General features: G+C 70.3%; 9 protein-coding genes. 4 read left to right on the top strand and 5 right to left on the bottom strand.

What is annotated here, in order from left to right:
* Positions 1 to 18 precede the first annotated feature (18 nt).
* The 3 genes from ACFYPA_RS03545 to ACFYPA_RS03535 form a co-directional block, all read right to left on the bottom strand.
* Positions 19 to 990: a carbohydrate ABC transporter permease gene (locus ACFYPA_RS03545; protein WP_359082248.1), complete on the bottom strand. Its 972-nt coding sequence runs from the start codon at positions 988 to 990 to the stop codon at positions 19 to 21.
* On the bottom strand, positions 987 to 2126 hold the full coding sequence (locus tag ACFYPA_RS03540) for an ABC transporter permease subunit (RefSeq protein ID WP_359311378.1): 1140 nt from the start codon (positions 2124 to 2126) through the stop codon (positions 987 to 989). The genes ACFYPA_RS03545 and ACFYPA_RS03540 overlap by 4 nt, the downstream gene beginning before the upstream one ends.
* A 100-nt stretch (positions 2127 to 2226) precedes the next feature.
* Positions 2227 to 3900, bottom strand: coding sequence for an extracellular solute-binding protein (locus ACFYPA_RS03535; protein WP_359311380.1), 1674 nt, complete (start codon positions 3898 to 3900; stop codon positions 2227 to 2229).
* A gap of 457 nt (positions 3901 to 4357) precedes the next feature.
* Between ACFYPA_RS03535 and ACFYPA_RS03530 the strand changes: the two genes are divergently transcribed.
* Positions 4358 to 7231 (top strand): glycoside hydrolase family 3 C-terminal domain-containing protein, encoded by a 2874-nt coding sequence (locus tag ACFYPA_RS03530; protein WP_359311382.1) that lies wholly within the window; start codon positions 4358 to 4360, stop codon positions 7229 to 7231.
* Between the two features lie 58 nt (positions 7232 to 7289).
* Positions 7290 to 9569, top strand: a complete 2280-nt coding sequence (gene yicI, locus ACFYPA_RS03525; protein ID WP_359311385.1) for an alpha-xylosidase — start codon at positions 7290 to 7292, stop codon at positions 9567 to 9569.
* Between the two features lie 69 nt (positions 9570 to 9638).
* Here yicI and ACFYPA_RS03520 read toward each other — a convergent pair whose 3' ends face one another.
* Complete coding sequence (locus ACFYPA_RS03520) at positions 9639 to 10175, bottom strand: DUF4232 domain-containing protein (protein ID WP_359311387.1); 537 nt, start codon at positions 10173 to 10175, stop codon at positions 9639 to 9641.
* Positions 10176 to 10336: 161 nt separating this feature from the next.
* Positions 10337 to 11704, bottom strand: a complete 1368-nt coding sequence (locus ACFYPA_RS03515; protein WP_359311390.1) for a cytochrome P450 — start codon at positions 11702 to 11704, stop codon at positions 10337 to 10339.
* Between the two features lie 207 nt (positions 11705 to 11911).
* Between ACFYPA_RS03515 and ACFYPA_RS03510 the strand changes: the two genes are divergently transcribed.
* Positions 11912 to 12481 (top strand): WHG domain-containing protein, encoded by a 570-nt coding sequence (locus ACFYPA_RS03510; RefSeq protein WP_359082241.1) that lies wholly within the window; start codon positions 11912 to 11914, stop codon positions 12479 to 12481.
* 82 nt (positions 12482 to 12563) lie between these two features.
* A complete protein-coding gene (locus ACFYPA_RS03505) occupies positions 12564 to 13724 on the top strand; it encodes a GDSL-type esterase/lipase family protein (RefSeq protein ID WP_359311394.1) in 1161 nt (386 codons plus the stop codon).
* Positions 13725 to 13737 lie beyond the last annotated feature (13 nt).

Raw genomic sequence — 13737 nt, 5'->3', positions numbered from 1 at the left:
CCTGGGGCGTACCGGGTGTCAGCCCTTCACGGCGCCGGTGAGCATGCCCTTCTGGAAGTGCTTCTGGACGAACGGCGACAGGATCGCGACGGGGATCAGCGCGAGGATCATGACCGCCATCTGCACGGCGAGGCTGTTGATCGCCCCGCTGCTCACCGCCGCGCCCATCGCCCCCGGGGGCACCTGGTGCTGGAGCACCAGCTGGCGAAGGATCATCTGCAGCGGGTACTTGTCGCTGTCCTGGATGTACAGCATCGCGTTGAACCACTGGCTCCAGTAGCCGACCGCGTAGAACAGCGAGATGACGGCGATCACGGCACGCGACAGCGGCATGATGATCTGGAGCAGGATGCGCCACTCGCCGGCACCGTCGATGCGGGCCGCGTCGATGAGTTCGGGCGCGGTGTCCATGAAGAAGCCGCGCAGCACCAGCACGTTGAAGACGCTGATCGCGCTGGGCAGGATCATGGACCAGTAGCTGTCGCTCAGACCGATGCCCGTGACCAGGAGGTAGGTGGGGATGAGCCCGGCGCCGAAGAACATCGTCGCCATCAGGGTCATCAGCAGCGGGCGGTGGGCGTAGGAGTCGCGCCGGCTCAGCCCGTACGCGCACAGGACCGAGACGACCATGCTGACCGCCGTGCCGACGACGGTGAGGCCGACGCTCACGGCGGCCGCCCGGGTCACGGCGCCGCCGCTGAGGAGTTCCTTGTACGCGACGAAGGTGATGCTCTTGGGCCAGACGACCAGGCCGCCCGCGTCGTTGATGGCCTCGGTGTCGGAGAGGCTGGTGACGAGCACGACCCAGATCGGGATGATCACGATCGCGCAGATCGCGACGAGGCCGAATCCCTTGAAGGCGAGGCCCGCCTTGGTCGGCTCCTCCTCCCACACGGGGCGGGGTTCCATCCGCAGGGCGCGCTGGAGCGGTGTCTCGGCGCGCGGCGCGGGCTGTGCCGGGTCCCTCTCGAGTTCCAGGAGAGTTGTCATTTCTTGGAGTACACCCCCTGCTCGCCCAGCATGTGGGCGACCTTGTTGGCACCCAGCACCATGGCGACGCTGAACAGCCCCTTGAAGATCCCGGCGGCGGCCGCGTAGCCGAAGTCGCCGGTTTTGATCCCTGTCCACCAGATGTAGGTGTCCAGGATTTCCGAGGCCCCCGCGCCCACCTGGTCGCGCTGGAGCAGGATCTGCTCGAAGTCGAGGTTGAGCGCGCTGCCCACCCGCAGGACGAGCAGGAGCGCGATGACGGGACGCAGCGCGGGAAGCGTGACGTGCCACATCCGGCGCCAGCGGCCCGCGCCGTCCACGGCCGCGGCCTCGTACAGATCGGTGTTGACGGCGGCGAGCGCGGCCAGGAAGACGATGACGCCCCAGCCGGCGTCCTTCCACACGGCCTGGGCGGAGACCAGGAACTTGAAGAAGCCCGGATTGGTCATCAGGTCGAAGCCTTCGTGCCCGTGTTCGCGCGCCCACTGGGCGACGAGTCCCGCACCGCCGAACATCTGCTGGAAGACGGTGACGACGAGCACCCAGGAGAAGAAGTGCGGCAGGTAGACGACTGCCTGGACCCAGGCCCGGACCCGCGCGCTCATGATCGTGTTGACCAGGAGCGCGATGGCGATCGGGATGGGGAAGAAGAGGACGAGCTGGGTGACGAAGATGACCAGGGTGTTGATGAGGACTTCCCAGAAGCGGTAGTCCTGGAAGATCCGGGTGAAGTTGTCGAAGCCGACGAAGGGGCTGCCGGTGATGCCCAGGTCGTACACGTCGTAGTCCTGGAAGGCCACGATGTTCCCGAGCAACGGGACGTAGTTGAAGAGCAGCAGCAGCCCGATGGCCGGGAGCGTCATCAGCACGAGGGTGCGGTCGCGCCGCAGCCGTTGGCGCCAGGTGATGCCGCCCGCCTGCGGCCCGGTCACCGAACGGCCCTTCCGCCCGTTCTTCGACGTTCCGCTCCCGGCCGGTCCGCTTCTCGCCGTACGGGACCGGCGCGTACCGATCGCGCGGGACCTGGCCGTCCGTGTGCCGCTTCCGTCCCTGTCCTCACCGTCACCGCCGGCGGGGGCGTCGGCCCCGTCGGAGGTGCGGTCCGGGTCGGTCGTGACCGTGGCCCGTGGCTTCACCCTGTGCTCCCCATGTCATGCTCTCCGCCCCGGCCGCCGGGCTTCGTGCGCCCGGCGGCCCTTGTGCTGTGGTGCGTACGGTTGGTGCGCGTCGTACGCGTCAGTTGCCGGAGCCGTTCTTGTCGAGGATGTCCTGGTACCAGGCGCGCAGCTTGTCGCCACCGCTCTTCTTCCAGGTGTTCACGGCTTCCTCGACGTCGCTGACCTTCTTGCGGCCGCGGCGGATGTCCTTCTGCAGGTCGTCGAAGGGCGTGTACAGGGAGGCGTACCGCTGCGGCTCGACGACCTGCATGCCGAAGAAGAGGGGCTTCTTGACGTACGGGGCCTGGCGGGCCATCCAGGCGGCGTAGTCCTTGGCCAGCTGCGGCTGGTCCGGGTACGCGATGGAGGTGGGCGGCGAGGCGAGGAACAGGAAGGTGGAGGGCTGCGCCTCCTCGACTCCCTGCGGAGTGTAGGTCGGGGCGCCGTCCTTGATCGTGTAGTGGGTGCCCTTCACGCCGTAGTTGGTGAGCATGAACTCCTCGGTGCCGAACGGCGCGGCCGCGTAGTCGGCGATCGCGAGGAACTCCTCGATCTGCGCCTTGGAGAGCTTCTTGCTGAGGAAGGTGAAGATGCCCGCCGGGTCGTCCTGCCACAGCACCGGCTTGCCGCCGTCGTGGTGGAAGAAGTCGAGCGCCTGCATGTCGAACCTCGGGTTGCCCGCCTGCTGTTCGGTGACCATGCCCTTCCAGCCGCCGGTGCCGTCGTTGTACATCACGACGTGCCCGCTGGTGAAGCGGATCTTGGCGTCCGCGTCCTTGCCGGCGTCGGCGTCCGGGTGGACGTAGCCGCCGTCGTGGAGCTTGCGTGCGAAGGCGAGTGCCTCGCGGTACGCCTTCGTCTCGATCTTGTGGACCAGCTTGCCGTTCTCCAGCTGCCAGTAGTGCGGAGCGTCGGGCACCAGGCCGTAGATCTTCTGGATGCAGGTCCAGAGGTCGTCGAAGGCCCACACCTTCTGCTTGGGAGCGGTGTGCTCCTTGCCGAAGGCCAGCAGGTCGTCCGCGGAGGCCGGCACGGCGCCGGAGCCGATGAGGTCCTTGCGGTAGAAGATCGCGTTGCCGATGATCGGCGTCGGCATGGGGAGGCCGCGCAGTTTGCCGCCGAAGACGGAGTACTGCCAGGCACCGGTCGGGATGTTCGCCAGGTTGGGGTACTTCTTGACGGCGTCGCCCGCCAGATGAGGAGTCAGGTCCGCGAACTTGGCGCTGATCGCGTTGCGGATCTGCCCCTGCATGTTCCAGCCGGGGATGGTCATGACGTCCGGGATGTCCGAGCCGGCGAGGACCGCGCCGATCTTGTCCTGGTAGGTGTTGCCGTCCTGCGGGTCGAAGTTGAGCGTGGCGCCGACCGCCTTGTTCACCGCCGTGTAGTACGGGTTGTTCTTCTTCGGGACGGTGCCCCACAGCGGTGTCATGACCCGGAACGACGAGCCCTTGCCCGGCACCGACTTGACGGAGACGACCAGCGGATCGGGCAGCTTGGTGAAGCCGGGGCTCGAACCGTTGACGCCCGGAACGTCGGGCTGGACCAGGTTCAGCGGGGCGTAGGACGGCACGACCTTCTGGAGCGCCTTGCCCGTGGTCGTCCCCTCCTTGCTCGCTGAACCTGAACCGGAGCCGCCGCACGCGGCGAGCAGCGGTACCCCGCCGGCCACGGCGACAGCGGCGACCGCGCCCGTGGCGAGGAAGCTTCTCCGGCTCGGAGCCGTGGAGGAGGGGGTGGAATTCGGCGTCATTGCGTCAACCCTTCGAGGCGCACCAGGACGACACGTGGCGGGCGACCGCCGTTCGGTTCCTGTGTCTGAGGTGGAGCGTTGCTGACTGAGCCGGCGTGACCGGCCGCAGGTGAAGCGGTTCAACAGGGAAGCGGCAGATGCTGTCGCGGTCCCGGGAGGATCACGGGCGCCGGGCGCCCCATCGAAGCTCTGTCGAAGCGCTTCGATGTTGCAGCGAGGTTAAGTGAAGGGCCCCGACCGCACAAGAGTCCGTTTCCAGATTCCTCCGACCTGTTTCCGAACCGTTTCCTGGCGCATTGCGGGGTTGTCGCGTACGCAGGTCGGCGACGAGCCCTTGACATGCGCGGGGTTGGCCACGGAGCATCGAAGCGCTTCGAAAGATCTTCCGAGGCTCCTCCGTTGCCCGTACGAGCCGCAGGAGCCGGAACACCTCCCACCTCTCCAAGGGGACCCGCACGTGACGGAACAACCGCAGCCCTTCCGCGATCCGCAGCTGCCCTTCGCCAAGCGCGTCGACGATCTGCTCCAGCGGCTCACCCTCGACGAGCGCATCGCGATGCTGCACCAGTTCGCACCGGCGGTCGACCGGCTCGGACTCGGCGCCTTCCGCACCGGTCAGGAGGCTCTGCACGGGGTCGCCTGGATGGGGCCGGCGACGGTGTTCCCGCAGGCCGTGGGGCTCGGTGCCACCTGGAACGCCGAACTGGTGCGCCGGGTCGGCGAGGCCGTCGGCAACGAGGTCCGCGCCAAGCGCGCCCAGGACGACCGCGTCGGCCTCAACGTCTGGGCCCCGACCGTGAATCTGCTGCGCAACCCGCTGTGGGGGCGGGGTGAGGAGGGGTACTCCGAGGACGCCGGACTGACCTCCGCCATCGCGGTCGCGTACACCCGGGGGCTGCGCGGCGACCACCCGCTCTACTGGCGGACCGCCCCCGTCCTCAAGCACTGGCTCGCGCACAACAACGAGACCGACCGTGACACCTCCTCGTCCTCGGTCCGCCCGAGGGTCCTGCACGAGTACGACCTCAGGGCCTTCCGTGACGCCGTGCGGGCGGGCGCCGTGGCCGGTGTGATGCCGGCGTACAACCTGGTCAACGGGCGGCCCAACCACGTCTCGCCGCACCTGTCGCAGCAGCTGCGCGCCTGGACCGACCGGTCGCTGGTGGTCTGCTCCGACGCCGGGGCGCCGTCCAACCTCGTCGACTCCGAGCACTACTTCGACACCCACGAGGAGGCGACGGCCGCCTCCCTGCGTGCCGGTGTCGACAGCTTCACCGACCACGGCCAGGACTCCGCCCTCATGACCGGCCGCATCCGCGGCGCCCTTGAGCAGGGCCTCCTCGACGAGCACGACATCGACACCGCTGTCCGGCGCCTGCTCGAACTGCGTTTCTCGCTCGGCGAGTTCGACCCCGAGCTCGACCCGTACGCGAACACCGCCGACTTCGACACGGAGGGCCACCGGGCGCTCGCCCTGGAGGCCGCCGAACAGGCAGTGGTGCTGCTCAAGAACGACGGGCTGCTGCCGCTGGACCCCGCCGCCGGGAAGACCGTCGCCGTCGTCGGACTCCTCGCGGACGCCTGCAAGCTCGACTGGTACAGCGGCACCCTCATGCACCGCTCCACCCCGCTCGACGGGCTCAGGGAGCGCTTCGGCGCGGAGCACGTCGTGCATGCCGAGGGCGTCGACCTGGTCCGGCTGAAGTGCGCGGAGGGCTGGCTGCGGATTCCCGCGGCGGACGTCAACCAGGAGCCCGCGCGCGGCGCAGAGGGCGCTCTCGACCCGGCGCTGCTGGCCGGCCGCACCGACCTTCCGCCGCTGACCTGCGGCGACACCCCGTCCGAGCTGGCGCTCATCGACTGGGGCAACGGCGTGATCACCCTGCGGGAACCGGCGGGCCGCTATCTGTCCGTCGCCGATGACGGCTTCGTACGCGCCTCCGCGGACGAGCCGGGCGGCTGGATCGTCCAGGAGACGTTCCGGTGGGAAGCGGTGGAGGGTCATGCCGGCGGTCACCGCCTTCTGCACGTGGGAACGGGTAGGTATGTCTCTGTTGCCGCCGACGGCGTAAAGGTTGCCGCCCCCGCGGAGGGAATCTCCGACGCCGCGGAAGCCGCCGGAACGGTCTTCGAGATGGAGGTGACCGAGCGCGGTGAGGACGCGGTCGCCCGCGTGGCGGCCGACGCCGACGTCGTCATCGTGGTGGCCGGAAACGACGCACACATCAACGGCCGTGAGACCGAGGACCGCACCACCCTCGACCTCCCCGCCCAGCAGGAACGCCTGTGGCGCGCCGCCCACGCCGCCAACCCGCGCACCGTCCTCGCGGTCACCTCCGCCTACCCGTACGCCCTGACCGACGCGGCGGCCACGCTCCCCGCACTGCTGTGGACCGCGCACGGCGGACAGGCCGCCGGCACCGCCCTCGCCCGCGTCCTCGCCGGCGACGTCTCCCCGGCCGGCCGGCTGCCGCAGACCTGGTACACCTCCGACGCGGAGCTGCCCGGGCTGCTGGACTACGACATCATCGGCTCCCGTCAGACCTACCTCTACTACGAGGGCGCTCCGCTCTACCCGTTCGGCCACGGCCTCTCGTACGGCGAGTTCACCTACAGCGCCCTGAACGCCGCGCGCGACGGCGACCTGCTGCGGGTGTCGCTGACCGTCACCAACACCGGGGCCGTCGCCGCGGACGAGGTCGCCCAGCTGTACGTGCGCGCGGTGGCCCCGTCCGTCGTCCGGCCGCTGCGTCAGCTGGCCGGACACCGCAGGCTGCACCTGGCGCCCGGCTCCGCCGAGCGCCTCGACTTCCTCGTCCCCGTCACCGAACTCGGTCACTGGGACGTGGCGCACGGCCGCTGGACCGTCGACCCGGGCACGTACGAGATCCAGGCGGGTGCCTCCAGTACGGACATCCGGCTCATCGCCGTCGTCGAGATCGACGGCGACCCCGCGGGCCCGCGACCGGTCATGACGCGCGGTCTGGAGGCGGCCGACTACGACGAGCAGCTGGGCACCGAGATCGTCGACCGGACGAAGGCGGACGGCGACGCGGTCGCGGCCGTCACCGGCAGCAACGAACTCCTCTACCGTCGCTGCGACTTCGCCGCCGGAGTGCGGGCCGCCGAAGTGCTGGCCGCGGGGGAGGGGGCCGTGCTGATCACCGTCGGCGGCAGCACGGTCACCGTGCCGGTCGCCGCCACCGACGGACCGTACGACTACCGCACCGTGCGGGCCGGGCTGAACGCCTCCGGCACCGGGGACCTGCGCATCACCCTGCGCGGCACGGTTCGCCTGGCCCGGATCGCCTTCACCGGGGACGACGCGTGAGCCGCGCCGCCCGCACCCCGGTCCCCGTCCCTCCAGTTGCCCCCGGCAAGGAGTCCGCATGAAGTTCACCGACGGCTTCTGGCTCATGCGTGAGGGCGTACGCGCCTCCTACGCGACCGAGATCCGCGACCTGCACGTCGGCGAAGGGCAGTTCACCGCCCACGCGTCGGTCAAGCACGTCACCGCCCGCGGTGACACCCTCAACTCCCCGCTCATCACGGTCGAATGCTTCTCCCCGGCCGAGGGGATCATCGGCGTGCGCACCACCCACCACGCCGGAAAGGTGAACCACGGGCCCGACTTCGCCTTCCCCGGCCTCGACCCGGCAGCCGCCGGGGCCCGCACGCGGCAGGACGGAGCGGTCACCGAACTCACCAGCGGGCCGCTGACCCTGCGCATGGACGGGGACGGGCCGTGGGGCCTGACCTTCCTCGACGCCGACGGCCGGCGCCTCACCGGAGCCGACACCAAGGGCACCGCCTTCGCCACCACCCCCGACGGTGCCCACCACATGATCGCCCAACTCGCCCTGGACGTCGGCGAGAACGTCTACGGGCTCGGGGAGCGCTTCACCCCGTACGTCAAGAACGGCCAGACCGTCGACATCTGGCAGGCGGACGGCGGCACCAGCAGCGAACTGGCCTACAAGAACATCCCGTTCTACCTCTCCTCGCGCGGCTACGGCGTCTTTGTCAACCACCCCGGCAAGGTCTCCTTCGAGGTCGGCTCGGAGTCCGTCGGCCAGGTGCAGTTCAGTGTCGAGGACCAGACGCTGGAGTACTACATCGTCGCCGGACCGACACCCAAGGAGGTCCTGGCCCGCTACACCGCGCTCACCGGCCGCCCCGCGCTGCCGCCGGCCTGGTCCTTCGGCCTGTGGCTCACCACGTCCTTCTGCACCTCGTACGACGAGGAGACCGTCACCTCGTTCGTCGACGGCATGGCCGAACGCGACATCCCGCTCTCCGTCTTCCACTTCGACTGCTTCTGGATGCGCGAGTACCAGTGGTCGGACTTCCTCTGGGACCCGGACGTCTTCCCCGACCCGGAGGGGATGCTGGCCCGGCTCAAGGAACGCGGGCTGCGGATCAGCATGTGGATCAACCCCTACATCGCCCAGAAATCCGCCCTGTTCGCGGAGGGCGCCGAACTCGGCTACCTGGTGCGCAGGGCCAACGGCGACATCTGGCAGTGGGACCTGTGGCAGCCCGGCATGGCTCTGGTCGACTTCACCAACCCCGCCGCGCGCGAGTGGTACAACAGCAAGCTCCGCGTCCTGCTCGACCAGGGGGTCGACTGCTTCAAGACGGACTTCGGCGAGCGCATCCCCACCGACGTCGTCTGGCACGACGGCTCCGACCCGGAGCGCATGCACAACTACTACGCCCAGATCTACAACCGCACGGTCTTCGAACTCCTGGAGAAGGAGCGCGGTGCGGGCGAGGCCGTCCTCTTCGCCCGCTCCGCCACCGCCGGCGGCCAGCAGTTCCCCGTCCACTGGGGCGGCGACTGCTTCGCCTCGTTCACCGCGATGGCCGAGTCGCTGCGCGGCGGCCTCTCGCTCTCGCTGTCGGGCTTCGGTTTCTGGAGCCATGACATCGGCGGTTTCGAGGGCACGCCCGACCCGGCCGTCTTCAAGCGCTGGCTCGCCTTCGGTCTGATGTCCTCGCACAGCCGGCTGCACGGCAACGTGTCCTACCGGGTGCCGTGGGCCTTCGGGGAGGAGGCGGTGGACGTCGCCCGGAAGTTCACCCTGCTCAAGCACCGGCTGATGCCGTACCTGTACGGGGCGGCCGTCACCGCCCACCGCACGGGCGTCCCGATGATGCGGCCCATGCTGCTCGAGTTCCCCGGCGACCCGACGACCCGGATGCTGGACCGTCAGTACATGCTCGGGCCGGATCTGCTGGTCGCGCCCGTCTTCACGGAGGACGGGCAGGTCGAGTACTACGTCCCCGAGGGCACCTGGACCGTCCTGCTGACCGGTGAGACGGTCACCGGACCGGTCTGGCGCCACGAGACCCACGGCTTCGACAGCCTGCCGATCCTGGTGCGCCCCGGCGCGGTACTCCCGTGGGGCGCGGACGACCAGCGCCCCGACGGCGACTGGCTGGACGGGCTCACGCTGCGGATTTTCGGCGGGGCGTCGACGGATGTCGCCGGCTACGGCACGACCGTCACGGTGCCGGACCTGGCGGGCGGGAGCGCCGCGTCGTTCCTGGTGGTCCGGGACGGGGAGGCCCTGACCGTCACCTCCGAGGGCACGGACCGCTCGTACCGGGTGGTCGCGGAGACGACGGGGGTCACGGCGGAGGGAACGGGCACGGTGACGCTGTAGGACGTCTGCGGGGCGCGGGGGCGCAGCCGGCCCTGACGGCTGTGGCCCCGCGCCCCCGCCCGCGTACGGTCAGCGCGTCGCCGCGGCCAGGGCCCGGTCCGCCGCGCCTCGCGAGGTGTGCCACAGGGTCGTCACCGGCTCCCACACCCGGATGCCGCGGTCCATGCCCACCGTGGCCGCACCGAACGTGACGCCGTAGTGCGCGGGGTCCGCCGCCACGGAGAGACTGCGGACCACATGTCCCTGGCGGGTACCGCGCTCCGCCGTGCGCACGGCCGCGTAGCCGCGCTCGCCCGGCGAGAGCACGTACGCACCGCTCGCCGCGGGCGGGACGGGCTGGGCCGAGCCGTCGAGGCCCCGGAACGTGATCGTCGGGATGCGGTCCACGACACAGGCGCGGCCGCCCCGGTTGGTGACGGCGATCCGGGCCACGTTGTGCTGCCCGCCGGGGGAGGCGGAGATCCTGAGGGCTTTCTGCTGGCAGTGGGCCGGGCGGCCCGACGCCCCGTGGGCGGCAGCGCCGGTGGTGGCCGACGCGGCGGTGGCCGTCAGAGCGAGGGTGGCCGCGGCGGTGAGCACGGCCGTGAGAGTGGAGCTCGGACGCATGACGTTTCTCCCCATGGATCGACAGCCTGCGGGTGAGGCCCAGGGGCCCCGGCGGCCGGTACGGCCGACACGCACATTCTGAACGTTATGCCTGGTTCATGGCGATAGATCGGACATATCGGTTCAGCATCTGTCGCCCGGACGCGCCCCGGTATCCGCCGCTACCGCGCCCGGACCGTGGCCATCACCTCGCGATCGGGCTGCAGCGTCAGTGTCGGCACGGGGCGCACCGTCCCCGGATCGACGTCCAGCTCGAACCGCCGTGCCAGCACCGCCAGGATCAGCACCGCCTCGACCATCGCGAACCGTGTGCCCAGGCAGACCCGGGGCCCGCCGCCGAACGGGAACCAGGCGTACTCCGCGATCTCGTCGCCGCTCTCCGCGTCCCACCGCTCCGGGCGGAACTCCTCCGGCTGGGGGAACCACCGCTCGTCCCGCTGTGTGGCCCACTGGCTGCTCCACACCCTGGTGCCCTCCGGAATCGGCAGGCCGCCGATCCGGGCGCCCTCCTTCGCGACGCCGGTGACCAGCCAGATCGTCGGGTACAGCCGCAGCGTCTCCTTGATCACCGCTTGGGCGTACGGGAGCTGCGCGTAGTCGTCGAACCCCGGCTCGCGGTCACCGAGCACCCGGTCCAGCTCCTCGGCCAGCGCGGCCCGCGCCCCGGGGTTGCGGGACAGGAGGTACCAGGTCCACACCAGCGTCGAGCTCGTCGTCTCGTGGCCGCCGATGTACAGCGTGACCGTCTCGTCGCGGATCTCCCGGTCATCGAGCTTCGCGCCCGTCTCGTCGACGGCGGTGAGCAGCCGACTGAGCAGATCGGGGCGTTCGTCCCCGCCGTCACGGTGCCGGGCGACGACCCGGCCCACCTCCGCGTCGATGACCGCGGCCGCCTTCTTGATCCTGGCCCGGCCCGGGGTGGGCACCCAGTCCGGCAGCAGTGCGCCGATGCCCGCGAACTCCTTGCCGATCTCCGCCTGTGCCACGTCCATGGCCCGGCCCATCGCCTCGGCGTCGGCGGGGGTGTCGACGCCGAAGATCGTACGGACGGCGATCCGCTGCGTCAGGGCCGCCATCTCCCGCTTGACGTCGATGCGTTGGCCGCCCGACCAGGTGTCGGCGAGCTCCACCGTGCTGCCCGCCATGGTCGCCGCGTACGACCTGACCTGCTTCGGCCGTACGGACGGCTGCACGAGCGACCGCTTGCGCCGCCACTCGGTGCCGCGCGCCACCACGACGCCGTTGCCCATCACCGTACGGAAGGCGATGCCGAGCGCGGGCTGGTCGAAGGTGCGTTCCGTCTCGGTGAGGAGTTCGCCGATGCACTTCGGATCGGCCACGAACACGCAGGAGTGGGGGCCGAAGCGCCACTGCACCAGGTCCCCGTGGGCGCGCAGCCGCTCGAAGAACGCCAGGGGGTTCTTCGCGAACTGCGGCATGTTCCCGAGGAAGGGGAGCCCTTTCGGGCCCGGGACGATCCTGTGGCCGCGCGGCCCGGCGTCGACGGTCGGGCCGGTCTCCGTGGACATGAGTCTCCGCTCTGAGGGTCCGGCCGGGCGGCGGTCGCACGCCACCGGCCTTGTGGAGTACGTGAGTTGTCGAGAGTAGCCGGGACATGTCACAGGGAGTGCGGGGCAGTCCGACGTTGTTGATCAGCCATACCTATAGGCAATATGCATTTGCCTAAAGCATGTAGGTAAACGCATGATGGCTATAGCCGAAGTGAGGAGCAGCGCATGGTGCGCGCGGGACTGACCCCGGAACGTCTGACCCGGGCGGGCGCGGAGCTGGCCGACGAAGTCGGCTTCGACCGGGTGACCGTGTCGGCGCTGGCCCGGCGGTTCGACGTGAAGGTCGCCAGCCTGTACTCGCACCTGAAGAACTCCCACGACCTCCGGACCAGGATCGCGCTGCTGGCCCTGGAGGAGCTCGCCGACCGCGGCGCGGCAGCGCTCGCGGGCAGGGCCGGCAAGGATGCCCTGGGCGCCTTCGCCGACGTGTACCGCGACTACGCCCGCGAGCATCCCGGCCGGTACGCGGCGGCCCAGTACAGGCTCGACCCGGAGGCTGCCGCAGCCAGTGCCGGTGGCCGTCACGCACGGATGACCCGGGCGATCCTGCGCGGCTACGACCTGACCGAACCGGACCAGACGCATGCCGTCCGGCTGCTGGGCAGCGTCTTCCACGGCTACGTCAGCCTGGAGGCGCAGGGCGGGTTCAGCCACAGCGCCCCCGACTCGCAGGAGTCCTGGGTACGCATCGTGGACGCCCTCGACGCCCTGCTGCGCAACTGGCCCGCGTCCTGACCGCGATCCCTGCGGGCCTGCGGCCACCGCCGGCGCGCTGATACCCCACCCCTCACACGTTCCGAGCAACAGGCGGAGAGACATGCAGACCACCCCCATCACCGCCGCACTCCTGCGCGGTGCGCTCGATCTGGAACGCACCGAACGCGGACTGCGCCCGCATCGACTGCCCGCATGGGCCCGCGCCCAGTGCGCCGACAGCCAGTTGGCCATGGCGGAGGCCCAGCCCTCCGGTGTGCGGCTGGTGTTCCGTACCCGCGCCACCACCATCGAGCTGGACGCGCTGCGCACCAAGACGGCCTATGTGGGCGCGCCGCCCCGGCCGGACGGCGTGTACGACCTGCGTGTCGACGGCCGCTTCGCCGGTCGGGCGGACGCCACCGGCGGAAACGTTCTCGAGGTGGACATGACGACCGGTTCGGCGGAGACCCGGCCGGGCCCGGTCGGCACCGTCCGGTTCGCCGAACTGCCCGAGGGCGCCAAGGACATCGAGATCTGGCTGCCGTACAACGAGACCACCGAGCTCGTCGTCCTGCGTACCGACGCACCCGTCGAACCGGTACGGGACAGCGGCCGCAAGGTGTGGCTGCACCACGGCAGTTCGATCAGCCACGGCTCCGACGCCGCGAGCCCCACGTCCACCTGGCCCGCACACGCCGCCTCGCTCGGCGGGGTGGAACTCATCAACCTGGGCCTGGGGGGCAGCGCCCTGCTCGACCCGTTCACGGCCCGCGCGATGCGTGACACCCCCGCGGACCTGATCAGCGTCAAGATCGGCATCAACATCGTCAACGCCGACCTGATGCGAGTGCGCGCCTTCGCCCCGGCGGTGCACGGCTTCCTCGACACCATCCGCGAGGGACACCCCACCACGCCGCTCCTGGTCGTCTCGCCCCTCCTGTGCCCCATCCACGAGGACACGCCCGGCCCGAGCGCCCCCGACTTCAGCAACCTCGACGAGGGCAGGCTCCAGTTCGTGGCGATGGGCGACCCCGCCGAACGTGCCGCCGGAAAGCTGACGCTCAACGTCATCCGGGACGAACTGGACCGTCTGGTGAAGCAGCGCTCGGCCGACGACCCGCATCTGTACTACCTGGACGGCCGCAGCCTGTACGGCGAGAAGGACTCCGCCGAACTCCCGCTGCCGGACCAGCTCCACCCGGACGCCGCCACCCACCTGCGGATCGGTGAGCGCTTCGCCGGGCGGGTGTGGGGCGCGGGGGGAGCGTTCGCCGCGGCGTAGCGGCACGGAACTC

Source organism: Streptomyces sp. NPDC005775 (genome assembly GCF_042871565.1).
Lineage (GTDB): Bacteria > Actinomycetota > Actinomycetes > Streptomycetales > Streptomycetaceae > Streptomyces.
This window is presented reverse-complemented; position numbering and strand designations above follow the sequence as displayed.